At 66.5% G+C, this 21,286-nt stretch carries 22 protein-coding genes, 1 tRNA gene and 1 pseudogene; 15 read left to right on the forward strand and 9 right to left on the reverse strand.

Going from position 1 to position 21,286, the window contains the following annotated elements:
• The 9 genes from selB to ACXJKR_RS05845 all read left to right on the forward strand — a co-directional run.
• Positions 1-1,681, forward strand: a 1,681-nt coding sequence (gene selB, locus ACXJKR_RS05805; protein WP_457321505.1) for a selenocysteine-specific translation elongation factor, incomplete at its 5' end; no start/stop codon positions are given.
• Between the two features lie 4 nt (positions 1,682-1,685).
• Positions 1,686-1,781 (forward strand) — tRNA-Sec (locus tag ACXJKR_RS05810).
• Positions 1,782-1,793: 12 nt separating this feature from the next.
• Positions 1,794-2,225 (forward strand): glycine cleavage system protein H, encoded by a 432-nt coding sequence (locus tag ACXJKR_RS05815; RefSeq protein ID WP_457321507.1) that lies wholly within the window; start codon positions 1,794-1,796, stop codon positions 2,223-2,225.
• Positions 2,204-2,605 (forward strand): DsrE family protein, encoded by a 402-nt coding sequence (locus ACXJKR_RS05820; RefSeq protein ID WP_457321509.1) that lies wholly within the window; start codon positions 2,204-2,206, stop codon positions 2,603-2,605. The genes ACXJKR_RS05815 and ACXJKR_RS05820 overlap by 22 nt, the downstream gene beginning before the upstream one ends.
• Before the next feature lie 30 nt (positions 2,606-2,635).
• Positions 2,636-3,508, forward strand: a complete 873-nt coding sequence (locus ACXJKR_RS05825) for a putative selenate ABC transporter substrate-binding protein (RefSeq protein ID WP_457321511.1) — start codon at positions 2,636-2,638, stop codon at positions 3,506-3,508.
• The gene (locus tag ACXJKR_RS05830) at positions 3,505-4,311 is read left to right on the forward strand and encodes a phosphonate ABC transporter ATP-binding protein (protein ID WP_457321513.1); all 807 of its coding nucleotides are present in this window, start codon (positions 3,505-3,507) and stop codon (positions 4,309-4,311) included. The genes ACXJKR_RS05825 and ACXJKR_RS05830 overlap by 4 nt, the downstream gene beginning before the upstream one ends.
• Positions 4,311-5,126, forward strand: coding sequence for a phosphonate ABC transporter, permease protein PhnE (phnE, locus tag ACXJKR_RS05835; RefSeq protein ID WP_457321515.1), 816 nt, complete (start codon positions 4,311-4,313; stop codon positions 5,124-5,126). The genes ACXJKR_RS05830 and phnE overlap by 1 nt, the downstream gene beginning before the upstream one ends.
• A complete protein-coding gene (locus tag ACXJKR_RS05840; RefSeq protein WP_457321517.1) occupies positions 5,123-5,893 on the forward strand; it encodes a PhnE/PtxC family ABC transporter permease in 771 nt (256 codons plus the stop codon). Before phnE ends, ACXJKR_RS05840 begins: the two co-directional genes overlap by 4 nt.
• Complete coding sequence (locus tag ACXJKR_RS05845; RefSeq protein ID WP_457321519.1) at positions 5,890-6,477, forward strand: nitroreductase family protein; 588 nt, start codon at positions 5,890-5,892, stop codon at positions 6,475-6,477. Before ACXJKR_RS05840 ends, ACXJKR_RS05845 begins: the two co-directional genes overlap by 4 nt.
• Here the strand turns inward: ACXJKR_RS05845 and ACXJKR_RS05850 are convergent.
• The gene (locus ACXJKR_RS05850) at positions 6,461-7,960 is read right to left on the reverse strand and encodes a peroxidase family protein (protein WP_457321521.1); all 1,500 of its coding nucleotides are present in this window, start codon (positions 7,958-7,960) and stop codon (positions 6,461-6,463) included. The two genes, ACXJKR_RS05845 and ACXJKR_RS05850, sit on opposite strands and share 17 nt — an antisense overlap.
• Positions 7,961-8,183: 223 nt before the next feature.
• On the opposite strand from ACXJKR_RS05850, the gene ACXJKR_RS05855 reads away from it, so the two are divergent.
• Genes ACXJKR_RS05855 through ureC form a run of 4 tightly spaced genes read left to right on the forward strand, consistent with a single transcriptional unit; the run spans position 8,184 to position 10,683 of the window.
• On the forward strand, positions 8,184-8,486 hold the full coding sequence (locus tag ACXJKR_RS05855; protein ID WP_056195107.1) for an urease subunit gamma: 303 nt from the start codon (positions 8,184-8,186) through the stop codon (positions 8,484-8,486).
• A gap of 9 nt (positions 8,487-8,495) precedes the next feature.
• The gene (locus ACXJKR_RS05860; protein ID WP_200955252.1) at positions 8,496-8,663 is read left to right on the forward strand and encodes a hypothetical protein; all 168 of its coding nucleotides are present in this window, start codon (positions 8,496-8,498) and stop codon (positions 8,661-8,663) included.
• A complete protein-coding gene (locus ACXJKR_RS05865; protein WP_057300218.1) occupies positions 8,663-8,968 on the forward strand; it encodes an urease subunit beta in 306 nt (101 codons plus the stop codon). The genes ACXJKR_RS05860 and ACXJKR_RS05865 overlap by 1 nt, the downstream gene beginning before the upstream one ends.
• Entirely contained in the window at positions 8,965-10,683 is a 1,719-nt protein-coding gene (ureC, locus tag ACXJKR_RS05870; RefSeq protein WP_457321524.1) for an urease subunit alpha, read from the forward strand. Before ACXJKR_RS05865 ends, ureC begins: the two co-directional genes overlap by 4 nt.
• A gap of 31 nt (positions 10,684-10,714) precedes the next feature.
• On the opposite strand, the gene ACXJKR_RS05875 is transcribed toward ureC, so the two are convergent.
• From ACXJKR_RS05875 to ACXJKR_RS05910, 8 genes are all read right to left on the reverse strand, one after another.
• Entirely contained in the window at positions 10,715-12,163 is a 1,449-nt protein-coding gene (locus ACXJKR_RS05875; protein WP_457321526.1) for a hypothetical protein, read from the reverse strand.
• Positions 12,108-14,690: a hypothetical protein gene (locus ACXJKR_RS05880; protein ID WP_457321528.1), complete on the reverse strand. Its 2,583-nt coding sequence runs from the start codon at positions 14,688-14,690 to the stop codon at positions 12,108-12,110. The genes ACXJKR_RS05875 and ACXJKR_RS05880 overlap by 56 nt, the downstream gene beginning before the upstream one ends.
• Before the next feature lie 313 nt (positions 14,691-15,003).
• On the reverse strand, positions 15,004-15,399 hold the full coding sequence (locus ACXJKR_RS05885; RefSeq protein WP_457321529.1) for a PIN domain-containing protein: 396 nt from the start codon (positions 15,397-15,399) through the stop codon (positions 15,004-15,006).
• Complete coding sequence (locus tag ACXJKR_RS05890; protein WP_457321531.1) at positions 15,396-15,554, reverse strand: hypothetical protein; 159 nt, start codon at positions 15,552-15,554, stop codon at positions 15,396-15,398. Before ACXJKR_RS05890 ends, ACXJKR_RS05885 begins: the two co-directional genes overlap by 4 nt.
• A 172-nt stretch (positions 15,555-15,726) precedes the next feature.
• Entirely contained in the window at positions 15,727-17,163 is a 1,437-nt protein-coding gene (locus ACXJKR_RS05895; protein WP_457321533.1) for a PA domain-containing protein, read from the reverse strand.
• On the reverse strand, positions 17,150-17,593 hold the full coding sequence (locus tag ACXJKR_RS05900; RefSeq protein WP_457321535.1) for a post-PEP-CTERM-1 domain-containing protein: 444 nt from the start codon (positions 17,591-17,593) through the stop codon (positions 17,150-17,152). Before ACXJKR_RS05900 ends, ACXJKR_RS05895 begins: the two co-directional genes overlap by 14 nt.
• A gap of 18 nt (positions 17,594-17,611) precedes the next feature.
• Positions 17,612-18,280 (reverse strand): choice-of-anchor J domain-containing protein, encoded by a 669-nt coding sequence (locus ACXJKR_RS05905; protein WP_457321537.1) that lies wholly within the window; start codon positions 18,278-18,280, stop codon positions 17,612-17,614.
• A 359-nt stretch (positions 18,281-18,639) separates the two neighbouring features.
• Positions 18,640-19,470: a spondin domain-containing protein gene (locus ACXJKR_RS05910; protein WP_457321538.1), complete on the reverse strand. Its 831-nt coding sequence runs from the start codon at positions 19,468-19,470 to the stop codon at positions 18,640-18,642.
• 345 nt (positions 19,471-19,815) lie between these two features.
• Here ACXJKR_RS05910 and ACXJKR_RS05915 point away from each other — a divergent pair, with 345 nt between their 5' ends.
• Both ACXJKR_RS05915 and ACXJKR_RS05920 read left to right on the forward strand, forming a co-directional pair.
• Positions 19,816-20,715 carry a PEP-CTERM sorting domain-containing protein gene (locus ACXJKR_RS05915; RefSeq protein ID WP_457321540.1) on the forward strand — a complete coding sequence of 300 codons (900 nt, stop codon included), beginning with the start codon at positions 19,816-19,818 and terminating at the stop codon, positions 20,713-20,715.
• A gap of 163 nt (positions 20,716-20,878) precedes the next feature.
• Positions 20,879-21,286, forward strand: a pseudogene (locus ACXJKR_RS05920) (two pore domain potassium channel family protein); the annotation flags it as partial.

The raw sequence follows: 21,286 nt of genomic DNA on the forward strand, positions 1-21,286 counted from the left end.
CGAGAAGCTGGTGCACACCATGCTGGCCGGTGCCAGCGGCATCGACTTCGCATTGCTGCTGGTTGCGGCCGACGACGGCGTCATGCCGCAGACGCGCGAACACCTGGCGGTGCTCAGCCTGCTGGGGCTCACACGCGGCGCCGTTGTCATCACCAAGGCCGATCGCGCCGAGCCCGCGCGCGTCGTCGCACTGCAAGAAGAGGTGAGGGCGCTCCTCGTCGGAACGAGCCTGGATGCCGCGCCCATCCTGGTCGTGTCGGCGCCCACCAGCGATGGCCTAGGTGAACTGCGCGACCTGCTGTTCGACGCCGCCCGCCAGCTGCCGGCCCGCGCCTCCCAGCACCTCGCCGCCCGCCTCGCAGTCGACCGCGCCTTCAGCCTCGACGGCGTCGGTACCGTCGTCACCGGCACGCTGCATGCCGGCGAGATCGCCGTCGGCGATGAGCTCGTCATTCAAGGTCGCCGCGCCCGCGTGCGCAGCCTGCATGCGCAGAACCGAGCTGTCGAGCGAGCCCAGGCCGGCCAGCGCTGCGCCGTCGCGCTTGCCGGCCTGACCAGGGAGCAGGCGCCGCGCGGCCAGTGGCTGACCGCGCCGGCCGTGGCGCTAGCGACCGAACGGCTCGATGCGCGGCTCACGCTATGGCCCGGCGAGGCCAGGCCGCTGCGCTCGGGCACGCGTGTTCACCTGCACCTCGGCGCCCAAGCCGTCATGGCCAGTGTGGCTGTGCTGGACGGCGACGCCATCGAGCCGGGCGGCACGGCCCGCGTGCAGCTCGTCTGCCACGCGCCCGTCGGAGCCTGGCGCGGCGATCGCCTCGTGCTGCGCGATGCCGGCGCCAGCCGCACCATCGCCGGCGGCATCGTGCTCGATCCCTTTGCGCCTGCGCGCTATCGCCGTACCCCCGAGCGGCTTGCCGAACTCGCGGCCTGCGAGCTGCCCACCGCCGAGCAACGTCGCGAGCGGCTGATGGCGCTGTCGTCGCTGGGGCTCGACCTGGCCCGCTTTGCGCAGGCAGAAGGTCTGGCCGAAGCGTTGGACGGCTGGGCCCTGGACACCGAGGCCCGTGCGGCGCTGACGACCAAGCTGCTCACCACGCTGGCCGACTTTCATGCGAAGTCGCCTGACGAACTCGGCCCCGATGCCGCCCGGCTGCGCCGCCTCGTCGCGCCCCGCATCGCCGAGGGCTTGTGGCGCCAGCTGCTGGCTGAGCTGCGCGCCGCGGGTCACATCGCCCAGCGCGGCGGCTGCATGCACCTGCCCGAGCACGGCGTGCAGCTGTCGGCCGCCGAGCAGCGCATCGCCGAGAAGATCGCGCCCCGGCTGGCCGCTGCGGGTGCGGAAGGCGCCTGGGCCCGCGACCTCGCCAAGGACTGCGCCGAGCCCGAGCCGCTGATGCGCTCCACGCTGGCGCGGCTGGCCCGGCAAGGCGAGCTGYACCAGGTGGTGAAGGACCTCTACTGCGACACGGCGACGATGACACGGCTCGCCGGTATCGCGCGCCTCATCGGCGCCGAGCAGGGCACGGTCACCGCCGCGGCTTTCCGCGACGCGACCGGCCTGGGCCGCAAGCGGGCCATCCAGCATCTGGAACATTTCGACCGCGTCGGCCTGCTGCGCCGCGTGGGCGACGAACATCGGCTCCGGGCGGACAGCGCCCTGTTTGCGGAGCAGGCGGCATGAATCTGGAGGGGCAACGACACCGGTGTGTCGGCCGGGCTTCAAACCCGGTGGGTGGCGCCACGCGCCGCTGGGAGGGTTCGACTCCCTCGCCCCTCCGCCATCGGGCCCGTCCATGCTGATCGCCGGCACCGAAATGCCCGAGGCGCTCTGGTACTGGGTCGACGACCAGACCTGGGCCGAACCGCTGCCCGACGGCCATGTCCGCATCGGCATCACAGCCCTGGGCCTCAAGGCCTCGGGCGACATCTACATGTGCCGCCCCAAGCCGGTCGGCAGCGAGGTCGAGCAGGGCCGCTCCATCGGCGTCGTGGAGCTGGCCAAGTCCATCGTGTCGGTGAAGTCACCGCTGTCGGGCCGGGTCGTCAAGGTCAACGAGGCGCTGGAAGAGCGGCCGGAGCTGGTGCATCAATCGCCGTATGACGCTGGCTGGCTGGTGGAGCTGGCACCGTCGAATCTGGAAGCGGAAAAGGCGCAACTGACCATCGGCGAGGACGCGATCCGCAAGGCGATGCAGGAGTGGGCATGGCTGAACCAGCTGAGCTGAAGTCCCGAACCGGCCTCGCCATCCTGCTCTGGGCGGCCGATCCCGACGACCCGGTGCGCCTGGCCACCCCCTTCGCCCATGCCGCCGCAGCGGCCGCGTTGGAGCTGCAGGTCGAGGTTTACTTTTCAGCGCGGGCCGTGCTGCTGCTCAAGCCCGGCGTGGCCGAACAGCTGCGCGCCTCAGATCGTTTCGACAAGACCATTGCCGGCTGGATGAAGGACGCGCTGGACCATGGCGTGCGCTTCTTCGCCTGCTCCGACGCCCTCGCGGCGCAGGGCCTGACGCTGGCCGATCTGATCCCCGCCGGTCGTCATCACGGCGGTGCGGTCCAATACGCCCTTCGCGCGGCCGACCCCGCCTGGGCCACGCTCGTTTTCTGACCCCTTGCTTTCCACGACTGGAGAACCCTGATGACCGCCTTCCCCCGTTCCGTCGCCCGTGTGGCGCGTGGCCTGGTTGCCGTGCTGGCGCTCACCGGCGCCGCGGCCCAGGCCCAGCAGGTGCTGCGCGTGACCGCCATCCCCGACGAATCKCCCACCGAACTGGCGCGCAAGTTCGCGCCGCTGGGCCAGTACCTGGAGAGCAAGCTCGGCATGAAGGTCGAGTGGACGCCGGTGACCGACTACGCCGCCGCCGTCGAGACGGTGGTCAACAAGAAGATCGACCTGGCCTGGTTTGGCGGCTTCACCTTTGTTCAGGCCAATGTGCGCTCAGGCGGCAAGATCGTCCCGCTGGTGCAGCGCGAGGAGGACGAGAAGTTCCGCTCCGTCTTCATCACCGACAAGGCCAGCGGCATCGCCAAGCTGGAAGACCTCAAGGGCAAGACGCTGAGCTTCGGCTCGCAGAGCAGCACCTCGGGCCACCTGATGCCGCGCAGCTTCCTGCTGGCCGCCAAGATCAACCCCGATGTGGACCTGAAGCGCGTGGCCTTCAGCGGCGCGCATGACGCGACCATCGCCGCCGTCGCCAGCGGCAAGGTGGATGCCGGTGCGCTGAACATCTCGGTCTGGGAGAAGTTCGTGGCCGACAAGAAGGTCGACCCGAACGAGGTCAAGGTCTTCTACACGACGCCGCCTTACTACGACTACAACTGGTCGGTCCACGCCGACATGCCGCAGGCCCTGCAGGACAAGATCAAGGCCGCCTTCCTGGCACTGGACCCGAACACCCCGCAGGGCAAGGAGATCCTCGGCCTGCAGCGTGCGACCAAGTTCATCGCCACCAAGCCTGAGAACTACGTCGGCATCAAGGCCGCTGCCGAGAACGCTGGTCTGTTGAAATGATTGAACTCAATGGCGTCGACGCCGCCGCGCTGGGCGGTGTGACGCCGGTGCTGCGCGGCATCACTCTCGGGCTGGCCGCCGGCGAGCAGGTGGCCGTCATCGGCGCCTCCGGCGCGGGCAAGACGACGCTGCTGAACCTGCTCGCGCTGATGCAATGCCCGCTGGCCGGCCGCTTCACGTTGCTGGGCCGCGAGCCCTGGTCGCTGGCGCGCGCCGAGCGCCGCCGGCTGCGCGCCGGCATTGCGCTGGCGCCCCAGCATCCGCCGCTGCCACCACGCCAGCGCGTGGCCGTGGCCGTGCTGGCCGCGCGGCTGCCGCGCATGTCCTTCGGCCGCGCACTGCGCACCTTGTGGAGCCCGCCGGACGCCGCCCTCGCGCAGGACGCGCTCGAAAAGCTCGGCCTGCCCGACAAGCTCTGGCTGCGTGTGGACCGCCTCTCCGGCGGCGAGCGTCAGCGTGTGGGCCTGGCGCGGCTGCTGGTGTCCGACACCCGGCTTTGGCTGGCCGACGAGCCGCTGGCCGCGCTGGACCCGACGCGCGCCGGGCAATCCCTGGCGGCGCTGCAGGACGGCGCCCGCGCCGCTGGCGCCGCGCTCGTCTGCAGCCTGCACCAGGTGGACCTGGCGCTGGCGCGTTTTCCACGCGTGATCGCGCTGCGCGCCGGGCAGCTGGTGTTCGACGGTGCGCCGTCGGGCCTGGGCGGCGACCTGCTGGACGAGCTCTACCGCAGCCAGCTGGAGCCGCCGCCCGAGATCGCGCCGCTGCCGCAGCCGGTGCCTCTGCCGCAGGCGATGTGCCGTTGATGAATCCCGCCCTGCGCGACCCGGCGCTGAACCGCCGCTGGTTGGCCCTGCTGATCGGCCTGGTGCTGCTGTGGCCGCTGCTGGTGCTGTCCGAGTTCAAGCCCTGGACGCTGCTGGACGAGCGCGGCCTGCGCGCCACCGGGCGCTATCTCGCGCAGTTCATCCACATGCGCAGCGACGCCGAGTTCCTGCAGATGCTGGCACAGGACACCTGGCGCACGGTGGCCATCGCGACCGCGGGCCTGACGCTGGCGCTGGTGCTGGCCGTGCCGCTGTCGCTGCTGGCCACGGCGCGCTTGTCCGCCAGCACGCTGGAGGGCCGCCCCGGCCCGGCACGTTGGCTGCGCCGCGCGGTGCGGGCGCTGCTGGTGGCGCTGCGCTCCATTCCCGAGCTGATCTGGGCGCTGGTGTTCGTGCGCGTCGTGGGCCTGGGCGCCACGGCCGGCGTGCTGGCCATCGCCATCGCCTACGGCGGCATGCTGGGAAAGGTGTATGCGGAGATCCTTGAAAGCGCCGATGCCGCGCCCACGCACGCCCTGCTGAGCGCCGGCGCCACGCGCTGGCAGGCGCTGTGCTTCGGCGCGCTGCCGAGCTGCCTGCCCGAGCTGCTGAGCTACACGGTCTATCGCTGGGAATGCGCGGTGCGCTCCTCGGTCGTGCTGGGTTTTGTCGGTGCGGGTGGGCTGGGCCAGCAGCTGGACAACGCGTCCAAGATGTTCGCCGGCAACGAGGTCAGTGCCATCCTGCTGGTCTTCATCGGCCTGGTCATGCTGAGCGACGCCTTCAGCCGCTGGCTGCGCGGGCGCCTGGCATGAAGCGCGAACCCGTGCGAGCGTCGACCTGGGCTGTGCTCGCCGGCCTGGCGGCATTGGTCGTCGCCAGCTTCTGGTCGCTGAACCTGCAGTGGTCCGCCTTCCTCGGCGCGGATGCGCTGGCCAGCATGGGCCGTTTCGGGATGAGCTTCTTCCCACCGCAGCTCGCGCCGGCATTCCTGGCCAAGACCGGCTGGGCGCTGCTGGAGACCTTGGCCATGTCGGCTCTCGGTACAGCACTGGCGGTCGTTGGCGGCCTGCTGCTGGCGCTGCCGGCCTCCGGGCAGGGCGTGGGCCGGGCGGTGGCGCGCATGGTGCTGAACCTGCTACGCAGCGTGCCCGAACTGGTCTGGGCCACGCAGCTGCTCATCCTCGCCGGCCTGGGCCCCTTGCCCGGCACGCTGGCGCTGGCCCTGCACACCAGCGGCGTGCTGGGGCGGCTGTTTGCCGAGAGCTTCGAGAACGCGCCAGCGGCCGGTGCACTGGCGCTGCGCCAGCGCGGCCTGGGTGAGGGCCGCGTGTGGCTGTTCGCCACGTTGCCGCAAACGCTGCCGCAGCTGGTCAGCTACACGCTGTACCGCTGGGAAAACAACATCCGCGCGGCCAGCGTGATGGGCGTCGTCGGCGCCGGCGGCCTGGGCCAGATGCTGAGCTACCACTTGGGCCTGTTCCAGATGGCCGAGACGTGCACGGTGCTGGCCGGCATGATTGCGCTGGTCGGCCTCGTGGACGCGCTGTCCTGGGTCGCCCGCAAAAGCCTCACGCGATGAATCCTGAACCCCTGCAAGCCCTGCTGACCCGCTATTCGGTCGGCCCCAAGCATCTTGTCGAGCCCGGCCCCAGCGACGAGCAGCTTGCGCTGATGGCCCAGGCCGCGCTGCGCGCACCCGACCACGCCGAGTTGGTGCCCTATCGGTTCAAGCTGGTGCGCGGCGCCGCAAAACAAGGCATGGCCGCCCTGTTTGCCGACGCGGCCCGTGCGGCCGGCAAGGACGAGGAGGGCGCGGCCCTGGATGCCGAGCGTGCGTTGAAGCCGCCGATGACGGTCGCCGTCGTCGCCCGCATCGACCTGGGCCACCCGCAGGTGCCGGCCCACGAGCAATGGGCGGCCGTGGGCGGCGCCATCGCCAACTTTCTGACGGCGGCACATGCGCTGGGCTTTGGCGGCAAGATGCTCAGCGGCGCCAAGGTGCGCAACCCGGCCATCGCCGCGGCCTTCTGCGAGCCGGGCGAGACGCTGGTCGGATGGATTGCGCTGGGCACGCCCGCGCGCCGCCCCACCGGGCCGGCGCGCAAGCCAGCCGCGGATCAGGTGCTGGTGGAGTGGGCGCCGCCGATCAAACCAGGCCGGTGAACTTCAGCACGTTCCAGAAGCTGATCTCGTTGCCGATCATCGGCACCCAGCCCGCCGGCGCGGCATGGCGGAAGGAGCGCGGGTCGGCATCGACAATGCCGTTGAACACCTCCATCAGGATGCGCCCGCCCACCGGGCCGAGCTGGGAAATCGAGCACGGGCCGGTGACGTAGTCTTCATCGTTCAGGTCGCGCTTTCCCGCCTCGCGCCAGTAGTCCAGCACCGGCTTCTGCGCCTCGGCCAGGATGTAGAACCACAGCGGCGTCTCGGTTAGGAAGCGCTTGTCGGCGCTCTCGATACTCTTGTAGGTGAAGCCGTTGAGCCCTTCCTCGCGCACCATCAGATCGTCCGGGCCCAGCGGCTTCTCGTGCAGCTTGGCGGCAAAGGCCTGGCCGGTGGCGATGGCGTAGCTGGGCAGGTTGCCGCGCTTGAGGTTGAGCCCAGCCAGCGACGCGCCATTGCCCACGCTGGGCGGCAGGGCGGCCAACGGGTCCACCAGCGAGGGGTCGATCTTGTAGGCCCACTGCAGGCGCACGGCGGGGTTGTTCTCCACCGGCTCGGGCCCGTTCTTGACGGGAATGGCAAAGCTGGGCGTGAAGAAGCGGCCCCAGTCGTCGATGACATGCGCCTCGGGCAGCGGCTGGAAGCCGATCAGGCTGTCCTCGTTGAGGTCGCCGCCGTCGAAGATGAGCTTTTTGGTCGCGCTGTTGAGCCGGTAGCCGCGCCTGACCATCGAGTGCCCGTAGCGGTAGGCCGCACCGACGAACTCCTTGGGCAGCTGGGTGCGCAGCGTCGGCACGTAGAGGTCGTAGGCGGCGTCGCCGAGGGCGGCGCGGCGCTGGGTGAAGAAGTCGTAGGTGTGGGTGTTGACGATGCGCAGCAGGTAGTCCTCCAGCACGACGCGCTGGTAGGTCCAGGTGACCTCGGCGCGGGCGCGCTCGAAAAGGTTGCCGGTGTCGCCGCTGGCGCTCAGCTTGGCGACCACGGCGTTGTGGAACTTGATCATCGCCAGCTGGATCTGGCAGACGATGGAGTTCTCGTCGTTGCGCTTGTCGCCAATGATGGCGCGGCCATTGGCCGGCTGGCGCATCAGGTCCTTGCCGCTCGGGTCGATCAGCAGCGTGGCGCCGTCGGCGGCGTACATATAGGGCTGGTCCTGTGGGCCGGCGCCGTAGACGCAGTCCAGGTCCAAGGCCGGGTTGCGCAGGTTGGACGCGGCGTCCGTGGGTCGGGAGAAGGACGAGGTGATGTCCAGCGTCAGGTCATGGTCGATGAACTGGCCGAAGTAGGTGTAGCCGGCCGGCACCTTGAGGTTCTCCTCGGCGTCGGCGCCGTCGTTGAGTTCGTCGTCCGGCACGATCATCAGCGCGGCCAGCGCGTCGAGGCTGGCGTCGCTGAAGGGCTTGTGGTTCTCGGGCAGCAGGCGGGTGAACTTCTGTTCGCGGGTGCCGAGCAGGCCGTGGCCTTTGAGCGGGATGGGCATGGCGGTCTCCAAAAAAATGCGTGCAGACAAGCATCCTGAGCCTCGGTTCCGGCCCCCGAATCCCCAGACTTAGGGAAGTGCTGCCTCTGGCACGCTTCAAGCTAGGTGTTCGCTACGATGGGTCGACATCAAATATCGAGCGCAGCGAGATGGAACTAACTCCACGTGTTCGACCGGCCTTTGCGGTCGCTCGGACTGACTGAAAAATATCGAGCAAAGCGAGATGGAACTCACTCCCCGAGAGAAAGACAAGCTGCTGCTCTTCACTGCAGCACTGCTCGCCGAGCGCCGCCGCGCGCGCGGCTTGAAACTCAACTATCCCGAGGCCGTCGCCTTCATCAGCGCCGCCATCCTCGAAGGCGCGCGTGACGGCAAGACGGTCGCGCAGCTGATGAGCGAGGGCCGCGAGATCCTGACCCGGGCCGACGTCATGGACGGCATCGCCGAGATGATCCCGGAGATCCAGGTCGAGGCCACCTTTCCCGACGGCACCAAGCTCGTGACCGTTCATCAACCCATTGCCTGAGCCCTTCCCATGCGCAAAATGATTTTGCTGCTGCCGTTGATCGGCGCTACCGCCCTGGCCCACGACGGTCACGGCGCACCGGGTGTCCACCTGCACGGTTGGGATGGCGTCGGCATGACGGCCCTCGTCGCCGCGGCCGGCTTCGCGATCTGGTGGTTCGCCAAGGGCCGCAAGTGATGGTGCCGGGCGAACTGATCACCGCCGACGGCGAACACGAACTCAACCCGGGCCGCCGCACGCTGACGCTGAAGGTTGCCAACACTGGCGAGCGGCCCATCCAGGTTGGCTCCCACTACCACTTCGCCGAAACCAACGCGGCGCTAGGCTTCGACCGCGAGGCCGCACGCGGCATGCGCCTGAACATCTGCAGCGGCACGGCCGTGCGTTTCGAGCCCGGGCAGTCGCGCACCGTCGAGCTGGTCGACCTGGCCGGTGACCGGACGGTCTACGGCTTCCGTGGCCTCGTGCAGGGCAAGCTATGAAGATTTCCCGCAGGGCTTACGCCGAGATGCTCGGCCCCACCGTCGGCGACAAGCTGCGCCTGGCCGACACCGCCCTCATCATCGAGATCGAGCAGGACCTGACGTTGCGTGCCGGTGGCTACGGTGAAGAGGTCAAGTTCGGCGGCGGCAAGACCGTGCGCGACGGCATGGGCCAGTCCCAGCGCGTCAACGGCCCGGGCCCGGGTGACGCGGTCGACACCGTCATCACCAACGTCGTCATCCTCGACCACTGGGGCATCGTCAAGGCCGACATCGGCCTGCGCGGCTGCCGTATCGCGGCCATCGGCAAGGCTGGCAACCCCGACGTGCAACCCGGCGTGGACATCGTCATCGGCCCCGGTACCGAAATCATCGCCGGCGAGGGCTTCATCGTCACGCCCGGTGCCATCGACACCCACATCCACTTCATCTGTCCGCAGCAGATCGAAGAGGCGCTGATGAGCGGCGTGACCACCATGATCGGCGGCGGCACYGGCCCCGCCACCGGCACGCTGGCCACCACCTGCACGCCCGGGCCGCATCACATCGCCACGATGCTGAAGGCGGCCGAAGCGTTCCCGATGAACCTCGGCTTCATGGGAAAGGGCAATGCCAGCCGCCCCGAGGCGCTGATGCAGCAGATCGACGCCGGCGCCATCGGCCTGAAGCTGCACGAGGACTGGGGCACCACGCCCGYCGCCATCGACAACTGCCTGAACGTGGCCGAGCTGACCGACACCCAGGTCGCCATCCACACCGACACGCTCAACGAGAGCGGCTTTGTCGAGGACACGATTGCCGCCTTCAAGGGCCGCACCATCCACAGCTTCCACACCGAAGGCGCGGGCGGCGGTCATGCGCCGGACATCATGCGCGTGGTGGGCGAAGCCAACGTGCTGCCCAGCTCCACCAACCCAACGCGCCCGTTCACCGTCAACACGCTGGACGAGCACCTCGACATGCTGATGGTCTGCCATCACCTGGACGCGGGCATTGCAGAGGACCTGGCCTTTGCCGAAAGCCGCATCCGCCGCGAGACCATCGCCGCCGAAGACATCCTGCATGACCTCGGCGCCATCAGCATGTTCTCGTCCGACTCGCAGGCCATGGGCCGCGTGGGCGAGGTGAGCCTGCGCTGCTGGCAGACCGCGCACAAGATGAAGGTGCAGCGCGGTGCGTTGCCTGGAGACGGTGCCGGCAACGACAACGCCCGCGTGAAGCGCTACCTCGCCAAGCTCGCCATCAACCCCGCGCTTGCCCACGGCATCAGCCACGAGGTGGGTTCTATCGAGGTGGGCAAATGGGCCGACCTCGTGCTGTGGAAGCCCGCCTTCTTCGGCGTGAAGCCGTCGCTGATCCTGAAAGGCGGCTTCATCGCCGCCGCCGCGATGGGCGACGCCAACGCCTCCATCCCCACGCCGCAGCCGGTGCACTACCGGCCGATGTTCGGCTCGTTCGGCGCGGCGCTTCAGCAGGGCTCGCTGACCTTCGTAAGCCAGGCCGGGCAGGGCAACGTCGAGAAGCTGGGCCTGGCCAAGACGCTGGTGCCGGTGAAGGGCTGCCGCTCGGTCAAGAAGGCCGACATGCTGCTCAACAACTACCTGCCCGTGATGGAGATCGACGCGCAGACCTACGAGGTGAGGGCGGACGGCGTGCTGCTGACCTGCGAGCCGGCGAAGGAGTTGCCGATGGCGCAGAGGTATTTCTTGTTTTGATCCGTACCTGCGACGCGGCTGCACTCCGTTTTCAGCGAGATAGCTGGCTTGGTTTGGTGATGTTCCCCTGCACAAMGAGGGTAATCACGGTGACTTCCGCGGGGGCGGCTGATTTGAGGAGACCGATTCCATCGGCCGCGGCCAACGGTGCTGTCGTTTTGGGGCTGCAGTCCAGCACGCAGAGCAGCGCCACCCGCTTCCCTTTCGCGACGGCGTAGCTGGCGGTCTGTTCGACGTAGCCCTGACAGTCCTCGATCTGTGGGCGGCGATCCTTGACCGCTTTGAGCTCGATGACGATCCCGTGAAGGCTCAGGTCCGAAAAGCCTCCGGCCGCAGCCGGGTGTTCTTCCAGGTCAGATCCAATGCGCGGTGAACGCCGCAGTTCCTTGCGCACGTACTCCTGGAATGGCGCCTCAAGCCAGATCCCCTGGAACTCCGCATCCTGGATCGCGCGACCGGCCACGTTGCCCAGCACCGCAAGAATCTCCAGAACGTCGGAGAGTTCTTGAGCGTTCGCTCGTCCTTGTCGCCGCAGCTCGTCCCGGATCACCAGGATCTTTTCGTCGATCGGCGAGAAGCCCGTGATGGGGTTTGCTCTCACGTCGATGCCCTCGACCAGGAGCGTGCKATGCCCAACGATGGCCACAGGCTGCTCGACGCTGGCAGGCTCGAAAGCTGCGGCGTACTTGAACTCGAACGGCCTGGCCTTGAGTCCCTGGGCGATCTGCAGGATGGCGCGTCCTTTCTGCACCAGCGTGTAAGGCGGCTTTCCGGCCGGCTTGGCGAAGGTGAACTCGGATAGCTCGTAACTACTGCGCGGCTCTGCCGACACAGGTGTCAACCTCAGGTGTGTTGCGTTGTCCGGCCACCGTGAGACGCGGACTTCGATCTCCATGTCGTGCATCTCGTGAGGCATTAGGTGATGGATATCTGATGCCGGCTGCCCACCTAGCTGGAACTTCAGAAACGCCACAGAAAGCTCCGTCGGCTGCGGGCGCGTTTCTTCATGACTTGCGGCGATCGGCAGCCTGAGGGATTCGCTGGCGAACACCCCGACGGGTAGTGCAACGCGCGCGAGGCTGCCGCAGAGGGCTTCGAAGTCCGCCAACGACACAATTGAGGGAAGTGAGGCGGACGCCTCTAGCAACTCTGCAACCTCCGTCTTCTCAGCGAACTCCTTGCACCAGAGCCGGTACCGCTCGACCGCGCTTCGCAACAGCCGGTCGGCGCCTTCAGCGGCAGCAAGCACGCCTTGCCGCCAGTCCGCAAGAGTCGACGCCAGCCGAAGAAGCCCCGCGAACGCCCCGTAGACGGTCGCGGTCCCTGCGCGGCCATACTGGAGCGATGCGCTGTCGAGGTCTGCACTGATCTGACGGAGCGTGTCCCCATCGACGACTTCCCCGGTGCTCAGCCTGCGAAGCGAGTCAACGGCTTGTATGCGTGCGAAGAAAACTCTGGAGAGGATTGCGTCTTTGCGCATAGAGCTCTTTGTCTTCCCGGAGAGCCTCGTCAAGGCTCTCCCATTGGGCCTTTAAGGCGATCTGCAGCGCCACGTTACCGCTGGCGACGGCAGCTTCGAACTGCACGGCGACGACTTGCTTCCTGAGAGACCACTTTCGTGGTCGCATCTGAACCGTGTCTTGCAACTGAGCCCAAGACGCTTCCATGGCCTCGACAGCCTGATCCCAGGCCCCTGCACGGGTCAGGATTTCGACGATCGCTCCCACAACGGGAATTYGGTCGCGTCTGCGGATGGCCACCTGGGCAAGGTCGCCCGCGCGCTTGAGCACCTCGGTATTGGGGATGTGGTACGCCAGCCTGGTGACATCCTCTTCGCGATATTGACTGACGGCCGTGTCGTCTAAGACGCTGATGATCAGGTCGACGTAGCTCGGGTCGTCTTTGAGGTAGCGAGCCATCGAGTTGAAGTCTCGAACGTTGGACCTGACTGGGATGTCCTTGAGTAGCTTGATAAACCATGCGGCCAGACCCCTGCCAAGCTGCTGTTCGGTGGCAAATCGATGGAGATACAGCTCCATGCATCGGGTAAGAAAATCCCTTCCATCCTTCTCAGTGCTATAGACCTGGATGAGCTGGAAAAGAGCCAGATTCGCGGAACCTTCCAGTCTGGGCGGGAGGGGAATGTTGTTCAGAGCTCTAACCGCAGCCTTGTGAACGATCACATAGGGATCTCTCAACAGCAAGACAAACGCCTCGAGGACAAGTTCTGGCAGATCTTCTATGCGCCTATTGCCAGCGTGTTCGAGCGCCTCCGCGGCGGCTGCACGCTGCAGGTTCGAGGCGCCTACCAATGCTGTGTACAGCTCCGGCAAAACCAGGTTGAGCCCTTCTGGCGACGAGATCAGGTGGTTCGCTTCCCTGAGGAGGGTAGAGGCCAACCCATCTCGGCTTTCATCGATCTTCGACAAGCAGTCGACGTAAGACGCCGTAGCCGCGCGGTCACCCTCGGCGGCTTTAGCGGCTGAGGACGCAAAGGCCTCCTTGAGGTAGTACAGAGCAGATCTGAAGTTATCGGCTTCCAGCACGTCCAACATCGTTGCACCGGGTTCTAGCGTTCGGTTCTTTTGGTCCTCGTCGAATGCCTCGATGCGGTCATCCAGAACGGCTGCGGCACCGAGAACCAGGTCGAGGTTCTTCCTCACAACGGCCGACATCTCCTCGGGCTCGCCCCTGAATATCTGAACGATCTCGTTCAAGACCTCCAGGTTCTTGGAAGCGCCTGCTAGCTTGACGATTCTCTGCAGAACCGTGAGAACCGCGAGCTCGCTCAAAGTCGCCTTACCCAGGACGGAAAACCGGAACATCTCGTCATAGACGCCAGCAAGCCGTGCCTCGCCCTCGGAATTCGCGCCTTCGAAATACTGGGCGATCAGCAGATCGGTATCGACAGGGGCGTGGAGAAGAGCGGCTGCAAGCGAACGCCGCACATCACCGCACACGGTGTCTAGATCTCGATCTGAGTCGTCGTAGTCGATCAGGAGGTGCGCCCGGGCCAGCTTTGCGGCGAGCGTTCTGGCGGACCTCGTCAACAGCAATGGGTCGATGGGCGAGAGTGTTTTTAGCGCCCCCGTTCCGATGCGAATCTCATAGGAACGCCGAGAGTCCAGCAGACGTTGGACACCTCGACCAACGACGTCCGGTCGCGCCTTGAAGCAAGCTTCTAGCGGTCCAGGCTGGAAACGACGACCGTCATCGCCCAACGGCAGGCGGGGAGGTCTGGCCAGGACTGCAAGAGCCGGAACTGCCGCCTCCAGTTCCGCTTCGTCGACAAGGTTGGACGTTGCCATGACGATTTGAGCTGCAGCTTCAACGGCGTCATGACGCGCCAGGCATCTCAGCGCAGTCGCGGTCAGGCGCGAGGGATCGGCAGCTACCAGCTGAAGCACAATGAGTGCCTCGCGCTGACATCCGCCCGCGTGTGTATCTGCCAACTCAAAAAAGTATTCGGCGATTGGCGCGGTGACAACTTCAGGCGCCAGCCGCACGGTCTCCACAATCTTTGTCCGAGTGTCCTCAGACGGATTGCCATCGAGGCTCTCCAGGTCATCCAGTAGCGCGCAAGTCGCAGCACTCTGACCGACCCGAAGCGCGTCTCGACGCTGGCGACGGGCATCTCGTGCCGCAGCCGCTTCCGCTTGTGCCCGTTCCCTTGCTTCCAGGTGACGCGCCAAATCCTTGTCGCGCTCGTCAACCAGCTGGCTCAGGTTCGGAAATCCAACCGGCTTGCGTTTGTCGCAGTGAGCGCAATTTCGGTCGTGGAAGTCAAGCACTCCCTCCTCGAGATACCAACCCGCTATTCCTCCGGCTGGTGCGAAGTCGCATTCCATGCCAAACATGCCGAGCGGCAGCCCCGTCTGAACAGCGATGAGTCCAGTTCCGCCATGGTTGCGCACGCGAGCGTGGGCGCACCAGTTGTGCATCAGCTCCAGAACTAGTTTGTTGCGCTCCCCAGTGCGAACGTACCGTTCGAACTCAGCTTGGTCCATCGAACCAATCGTAAACCGCACGGCGGCTTCTTGCTTCGCGCCCTATCACCCGGTACACCAAACACAGCCGGATKCTGCTGTTGTGATGCGGACGCCGCGGCTGGTCTCCAGTCGAAAGCCTAGCAGCCGGCCCTCCGGTGAGACGGCGCTTACCGCGCCGCAATCGTCCTCACACCCCGTCCGATGAAGGAAGCCGGGGTCAAGTCTTAAATCTCAATCCCCCCAAAGTTCTCGGCAACCACACCGACCCTCTGTACCGACAACGCACTATTCAGGAGTGCAGGACCCGGCGTTTTGTTCGCCGCCACCCGCTTCAAATAACCCGCACCTCTGGCAACTTCGCCATCCGCCGGTCGAACGTTGCCGTGAATTCGCAGCCCAGCTGCTGGTGCTGGGCCGCAATCAGGCAGTCCGAGAACCCGCACGACGCTTTCGCGAACAGGTCGGCCGCCACCGCGACCGCATCGCGGTCCTCGAAGCAAAACGCGGGCTCGTCCAACAGGCTGTGCACGGCCGCAAGCTGGGCGACCTTGTTCTGCTCATAGGCCGACGCCAGAACCCACAGCGCCTCGGCCAGCACCACATCGGTCACGAGCAGTGAGCCTATCCCTTGACCGTGTTCACTCAGCAGGGCCTCGACGCGTGGCGCCTGTGCCGTGTCATCGTTCAGCCACAGGCGCAACAGCACCTTGGTGTCGAGCCCGATCACCGTTTGGCCTTGGTGTGCTTGCCTCGCAGCTGTGCGGCGATGCCGGCGTCCATTTCTTCCACCGACAGCGGCGCAGCGTGGGGCGACTTCAACTGCCCGCGCAAGCGCAGCGCATTGGGCTTGATGGCGCGCACGGTGATGGTGTCGTCCGCCATCAGCTCAAAGTCCGCGGCGACGCGGTCGGCGGCGCTGCCGGAGGCCGTGCCGGCGATGTCCAGGTGGGCCCACGGCAGGCCTTCGGTGAAGCGCGACGGGAAGGCGCGGCGCTGCCGTGCGTGTGAGTTCGGATTTCTCCGCGCCCCTGAGTCGGTCCCAGTGAAGTGCGGCCTACCAGCCGATGTCCTTCAGCAACGCGAAGGTCAGGTCCTGGGGCAGAGTGACTGCGTGCAGCAGATCGCCGTTGATTGCCGGCTCCATCAGCAGGTTCGGGAAGGCGATGGTGTCGAAGTGCGATACCGACGACCCGCTCTGGAACGGATTCGGCGCGAACAGGCGGGCTCGGCCGAAAATGTCGGCACCGGCGTACTGCGAGGCATTCACGCTCATCAGCGCGGTGACGCCCGAGGAAGTGCGCGTCCGCTTGGACAGCGCGGTCTTCAATAGATTCCCGTCGGCCAGGGACACGCTGATCACTGGGATCGTCACTGTCGGGTCGGCACCGCCCAGGGCGGGCGCGCTTCCTGCGACGTTGTTCACGACGATCGCACCGATGGCGCCCGCGTTCTGCACGTTCTTGGCCTTGATGGCGAAGGTGCAGGTGCCGCGGTCCACCAAGGCGATGCGGCCATTCACGGCCAGCGCGTTGGCGGCGCTCAATGGGTTGCAGGCCAGACCCGTCGAGGTGCCGGTATCAACCACCGGCATCAGCGTGCTGGTCACGGCGGACGACGACAGCGGCGCGCCGAAGGAGGCCGTGCTGATGTTGTACGGCCCCGCCGCGGAACCGGYCGCGGGCCCGCCAATCGTGAGCGAGGGCGTGCCCAGGCTCAGCACCGTGGGCAGGCTGGTCAGCACCCCGGCTCCGCTCCAGGTCAGCTTGCCGGTGTTCAACGCCGACTCCGCACGTTGCGAGTTGGTCATGTCCACCCACAGCAGCTTGGCCGTGTCGTCGTAGATGTAGTGATCCCAGATCGACGGACGGTTGTCGAACTGTGCACCGCTGCTGCCGCTGGTGAAGGTCTGGAAGCCCAGGCCATGAGCGAACTCGTGCAGCAGCACGGTGACGAGGTCGACGTTCGGACCGTGGTTGTTGTCGAGTCCGAGGTAGAAGGGCGAGCCTGGCAGGCAATCTGCAAACAAGCCGAGGCGCGAGTTGAAGCGCGCGCGGATGTCCTGGCCATCGACCGGGTCGCCAGCGCTCAGGTTCACGCCGGCAAGCTTGTTGGCGAGCGCCTGGGGATACCAGGTGTTGACCTTGGCCGCGCCCGCAAAGTCACGCCATATGTTCCATGCGCCGGCGCTGCCCAGAACGGCGGAGGTTGCAGTGCAGGTCAGCGGCTCGAAGCTGGCACGGATGACGATGGTCTGCGAGCTGGTGAGCGTCGCACCCCAAATGTTGGCCGCGGTCTGGAAGGCAATCAGGCGCTGCTGGCCGAGTGTCGTGCCGGCGTTGCCACCCACGGGAGCTGCAGGCGTCGGGTCGTTGAACCCTTCGCCCGCGGCGTTCAAGTTCTGGATGACGATGGTGGCTGCGGCCTGCGCCTGCAGGACAGAGGCGGCCAGCAGGACGCCCGCCAGTGCGCCCAGGAACTCACTTTTCTTCATGGCTGTGCTTCCCGCGAGATTGATCAACGGTGGAGACGGCGGCCTTGGGGTCGCGGACGAGCTTCTCTGCGGTTTCCTTCCCGGTCACGCACTGCATGTCCAGCGAACCGTCCGCCTTGCGGGTGACCACCGAATATGACAAGAAGGCATCGTTGACGCGGTAGCGCACGCCGTTGGTCGTACGGATTTCCACCGGATCACGGGTGTCGGGATTGGTTCCCGGTGCGGCAGCGGCCGCATCAGCGCGAGCCTTGGCGGCGGCCTCGTCCATCGCCTTCGCTTCGTCGGCCGTGGGCGGGCGCAGCTGGCCCGTCACCGGGTCGCGCACGATGCGCATTCCCACCGCATCGGCCGCAAATACCGGGGCCGACCCGACGAGCACCGACATGACGGCAATCAGACCCGCAGCCTTGAACTTGATTTCAGCCATGGTGATCATCCTCTCGTGTCAGACCGACCTGCGGCGCGCCTGCACCAATGCAGCCAAGCCCAGTGCCACCAGCGCAAGGGTCTGGGGTTCGGGCGCGGCATTTGATTCGGCCGCGGCCACCATCACGGTGTCGATGCCGATGTAGTTGGATGTGTCGGCGTCGCCGAAGTACTCAAAGGCGAAGCGGCCTATCGCGCCCGCGCCCAACCCGGGCAGCATCACGGTGTACGCGGTCCAGTCATCAACCATTGCCACCGTCGGCGACAGTCTCTCGGTGACGACTTCACTGCCACCCGGGGCGGTGGCGCCGGCCAGCACGGCAAAGGTGTCGGAGAAGCCCGCACCCGCGGAACCGTCGCCGCGGGCATAGAACGTCAGGGTCACATCGGACTCCAGGGAGAAGTACGGTGTGATCAGGAAGTTGTCGATGAACCCGCCGGGAGGAGCGGCCAGGTAGTTGGAAGCGATGTAAGCGTTGGCAGCGCCCGCCTGCGCGGTAAACGCCGTGGTGTTGTCGCCCTGGAACCAGTCGGTGCCGGAGCTGGGTGAACTGACGTTGGCCAGGACCCAGCCCTTGCCGGCCAGGGTCGCCACGTCGTCGAAGCCCTCGCTCAGGAGGACACCCGCTTGCGAAAGCGTAGCCAATCCCGCCAATACGAAGGCTGCGCCAAGTCTTGTGATCTTCATGAACACTCCGAATTAACCGCATTTGGGTTGGAGGCGCAGGCCGTCTCGGAGCAACCACTCTTTCCGGCCGCAACCTCGCCGGCCTGGGCAGTTGGCGAGAAGTGCCTGTCCAGTAGCCCTCGCGACAAGATCAGTCAGTCACTGCATCCGTCCGATTGGCGAGGCTAGGTTCGTGGTTGCCTCGTGGCAAGCCCTCTTGTTGGGGGGAAGCTGGCAACGTACTAATGAAGCCGCTTGAACATGCGCATCAACCGACCGTGCCGGCGCTACCTACACCACCAAGCAGGCGGCATCCGCGCTGGCGTGGACATGCTGCTGCCGGCCCCGCCGCTGCCTTCACATCCTCTACCCAACTTCGCTCAGACCTTGTGCGCGTTCCCGGCGCCTGCACGCTTGCGCAGCAGGTGAAGCAGCGGCAGTCCGCCCGCCAGCAGAGCCCAGGTGGTCGGCTCGGGCACAGCGCTGATGGTCAGGCTGGCTGCGGGGCCGGGCAGCCAGTTCCAGGCCGCTGGCGCGTTCGCGTCGCCGCGGATGCCCAGGTGGGTGGTGATCAAACCGCCTTCGGGATCGCGGGCGTTGCCCAGCCCGAGTGCGCCGAGAAAGCCGTTGGCCTCGTTGTTCTTCTCCGAACCCGCGTCGTAGCCGTACAGGTTGATCGTGACGGTGCCGGTGATGGTCGACAGGTCCAGGCCACTGACGCCGATGAAGCCGTCATTCGTCCAGCCCAGCATGCTGGCAAACGACAGCAGGTGGTGGGAGGCATTGGCATTCACCATGACCGTCACGGAGTCCTGTTGAGGCAAAGGTGCAGACAGCGGCGCCGCAACGCTGAGCACGCTCGTGCCGACAAGGGCGTTGGCTTCGTCGAGCAGGAAGCTGCGATTGCCGCCTTCTGCAATGCGCCAGATCGTCTCCGGTGCGGCCTGGCCGACGGTGAAGGCCGTATAGGCGTCGCTGTGCGTGATGAACACCGGTGGCGAAAGCCGCTGGCCGGTCTGTGCCGTCGCCGCCCCCGTCGCCGCGGCATTGCTCGTCAGGTTCTTGAACGTTATCTGGTATGCCGGTGCTTGTGCGGCGGCCCCTTGAGGAAGCAAGAGGGCAGCAGCAAGCGCCACTCCGAGGGCGCCCAGCCGATGGGGCGTGATGGCTGTGCGGTGGGGGGCAGGGGCGGTGTGATGTGCGTTGTTCATTCGAGAGATCTCCTGTTGGTTGGCACGCGGGGCGACACCCCGCGTGCTGCAGTCGCCGCCAGGCCGCAGGCATTACTCCCTAGGTTCATAGCGACCACCCGGATGGGGGTGCTGCTGTAAGGAGCAGGACTGCAGGTCGACCAAAGCGCCCGCGGAAAAGCCGAAAGCCGGGGTCCCAGCCCGTTCGCTGGCAAGACACCGCAAACACCAACATTTCGGCGGCCCCCGAACACGACACCTTCGGTGTGCAGACGTATTTCCAGCACGCCAGGGATCAGCCGGATTTAGGGACTGACGGCGCCTGGGTAGACGCATAGCCTTCGGCCACCAAACAAGGAGCCCGACATGCGCCTCTGCCTCAAAGTGCTGCCCCTCGCGCTGGCAAGCTTGCCCACCTTCGCGGCCGAATTGAGCCAACAGAATCTCGGCGCCACGGGCGCTCTCGTATCGAGTTGCGCCGGCCTGGCCACTGGCGCCTTCCCGACCGAAGGCAATCTGTTCGACTGGCGGCCGGGCCTGTCCAACTGCAACGCGGCCTCGACCACCACGCCGGGACAGCAACTGGCGACCAGCGGCACCTACAACCAGGCAACGCCTTCCATTCAGGCGGACTCGCATGGCAGCGCTACCTACGGCTCGGTCGGGATGTACGCACATTTCCGCGCCAATGCCAGCGCCGGCTTCGCAGCGGCCGAAAGCACGGCAGGATGGACCGACACGTGGACGCTGATGCCGGCCAACCCGGCCCAGGTCGGCCAGAACGCCGTGGTGAGCTTCAGCGTCCATCTCGACGGCRTGCTCGATGGCCTGCCCATCGGCAACAGCTACACCCGGATCGGCAGCCAGGTCTGGCTCAACAACGCGCCGGTTGGCGGGCAGAGCTTTCGCGCCCAAGGCCAGGGGCAGGGCGGCTTTCCGTTTCACCAGGTGATTGACCAGGACGTCAACTTCAGCGTCACGGTCAAGCTGGGCACGCCGTTCGAGTTGGGTGTCTTCTCGCGAGCGTCTGCTGGCACGGCCGGCGCCGGGCCGAACTGGTTCAGCGAGGCCGCCAGCGACTTCGCCAGCACGCTGACATGGCAAGGCGTCAGCGGCGTCACGGTGGCCGGCAGTGCCATCGGCTACACGCTGAGCAGCCAGAGCGGCATCGACTGGAACGTGCCCTATGCGCCGGTTCCCGAGCCCTCGGTGGCGCTGCTGCTGGGTGGCGGCCTGCTGGCGCTGGTGCTTCGTCGGCGCGGCTGAACAGGCCTGTGCGAATGGCGACTTCAATCGATCTCGGATCGCGAAGCCCGACGCCTTTCTGAGATCCGCCGAAGGAAGCGCGCCGGTTTGCGTCAGCGGCAGTCGAGCGAGGCGCGCCCCTGATTCGCGCCTGGCGCGAAGCCGTACGGCACAGAATCCCGGCATGCAAGTGCCCCACCGAAGACTTCTCGCCCTTACGCGCCGCCACCCGTCGGCCATTTTGCTGATCGTGCAGCTGGTGGGCCTGCTGCTCTACCCGATCCTCGAATCGACGCGTGCCGGCCCCATCGCCTTGAGCGCCTTCGGCATCACGGTGCTGATCTTCACGACTGGCATGGTGCGCCGCACGCCGGGCCTGACGTGGCTGAGCGTCTGCCTGGCCTTGCCGGCCATCGCCATGCTGGTACTGCAGGCGGTGTGGGAAATGCACTGGCTGCAGCCTTGGTCCGCCGCGCTGGAAGCGCTGTTCTACTTTTATGCTGCCGGCAGCCTCGTCGCCTACATGATGAGCGACATGCATGCGACGACCGACGAGCTGTATGCGGCCGGCGCGACCTTCACACTGCTGGCC

This window comes from Roseateles sp. P5_E11 (assembly GCF_054049355.1).

What these genes read in the sequence shown, in the direction of transcription:
- ACXJKR_RS05845 (WP_457321519.1), top strand. Translation starts at nt 5,890, where the DNA reads ATGAATCCTGAACCCCTGCAAGCCCTGCTGACCCGCTATTCGGTCGGC.
- ACXJKR_RS05890 (WP_457321531.1), bottom strand. Translation starts at nt 15,554, where the DNA reads ATGGCGGACGACACCATCACCGTGCGCGCCATCAAGCCCAATGCGCTG.
- ACXJKR_RS05850 (WP_457321521.1), bottom strand. Translation starts at nt 7,960, where the DNA reads ATGCCCATCCCGCTCAAAGGCCACGGCCTGCTCGGCACCCGCGAACAG.
- ACXJKR_RS05820 (WP_457321509.1), top strand. Translation starts at nt 2,204, where the DNA reads ATGGCTGAACCAGCTGAGCTGAAGTCCCGAACCGGCCTCGCCATCCTG.
- phnE (WP_457321515.1), top strand. Translation starts at nt 4,311, where the DNA reads ATGAATCCCGCCCTGCGCGACCCGGCGCTGAACCGCCGCTGGTTGGCC.
- ACXJKR_RS05905 (WP_457321537.1), bottom strand. Translation starts at nt 18,280, where the DNA reads ATGAAGATCACAAGACTTGGCGCAGCCTTCGTATTGGCGGGATTGGCT.
- ACXJKR_RS05855 (WP_056195107.1), top strand. Translation starts at nt 8,184, where the DNA reads ATGGAACTCACTCCCCGAGAGAAAGACAAGCTGCTGCTCTTCACTGCA.
- ACXJKR_RS05900 (WP_457321535.1), bottom strand. Translation starts at nt 17,593, where the DNA reads ATGGCTGAAATCAAGTTCAAGGCTGCGGGTCTGATTGCCGTCATGTCG.
- ACXJKR_RS05910 (WP_457321538.1), bottom strand. Translation starts at nt 19,470, where the DNA reads ATGAACAACGCACATCACACCGCCCCTGCCCCCCACCGCACAGCCATC.
- ACXJKR_RS05815 (WP_457321507.1), top strand. Translation starts at nt 1,794, where the DNA reads ATGCTGATCGCCGGCACCGAAATGCCCGAGGCGCTCTGGTACTGGGTC.
- ACXJKR_RS05840 (WP_457321517.1), top strand. Translation starts at nt 5,123, where the DNA reads ATGAAGCGCGAACCCGTGCGAGCGTCGACCTGGGCTGTGCTCGCCGGC.
- ACXJKR_RS05860 (WP_200955252.1), top strand. Translation starts at nt 8,496, where the DNA reads ATGCGCAAAATGATTTTGCTGCTGCCGTTGATCGGCGCTACCGCCCTG.
- ACXJKR_RS05830 (WP_457321513.1), top strand. Translation starts at nt 3,505, where the DNA reads ATGATTGAACTCAATGGCGTCGACGCCGCCGCGCTGGGCGGTGTGACG.
- ACXJKR_RS05865 (WP_057300218.1), top strand. Translation starts at nt 8,663, where the DNA reads ATGGTGCCGGGCGAACTGATCACCGCCGACGGCGAACACGAACTCAAC.